Source organism: Vibrio sp. 1249-1, assembly GCF_033340495.1.
Map to the genome: position 1 here is coordinate 1 of NZ_JAWOWJ010000788.1, position 606 is coordinate 606.

At 50.2% G+C, this 606-nt stretch carries 1 pseudogene; it reads right to left on the minus strand.

What is annotated here, in order from left to right:
- Positions 1-606 (minus strand): annotated as a pseudogene (locus R7Z50_RS28925) (divalent metal cation transporter); the annotation flags it as partial.

A 606-nucleotide genomic window follows, 5' to 3' on the forward strand; every position in this document is an offset into this window, starting at 1 on the left:
AGCAATGATACCGCCAACATAATTGCCGACGTTGCTTTTGGATCGGTTTCCGCTTGAGAGCGCAACAGGCGTTGTGAGTCGGCAATTACGCGCGAGTAACCGTCAATAACGGTAATTGTGCTGCCGAAAATACAGAAGAAAGCGATCACTGCGATTAAGTAACGTGACCATTCACCGATGGTCGAAGCGTACAAGCCAACCAACTGATGCGAGAAGCCAACCCCGGAGCTCTTCAGTTCAATTCCAGAACCGTGCAACATTAATGCACCGAGCGAAACAAACACTAGCGCCAAAACGGCTGTACCGATGTAGCCAACGTTGAAGTCAAACAGAGCAGAGCGTGGTGTTACTTCTTGCTGACTCGACTGGCGCTTTAGCCACGCTGAGGTTAAACACGAAATCTCAATTGGTGCTGGCATCCACCCCATCGTAACCACGATGAAACCAATTGCCGCAATTGACCAAGGGGAAGGCGATTCAAAGTTCGCGACGGGTTCCACTGGGTTACCAAACGCAATTGCAACAGCAAGCAGCGTTGCAATGGTGAGCACGGACATGATCACTTTCGAAAGTGTGTCGAGTGCTTTGTAATGGCCGGCGAATAAG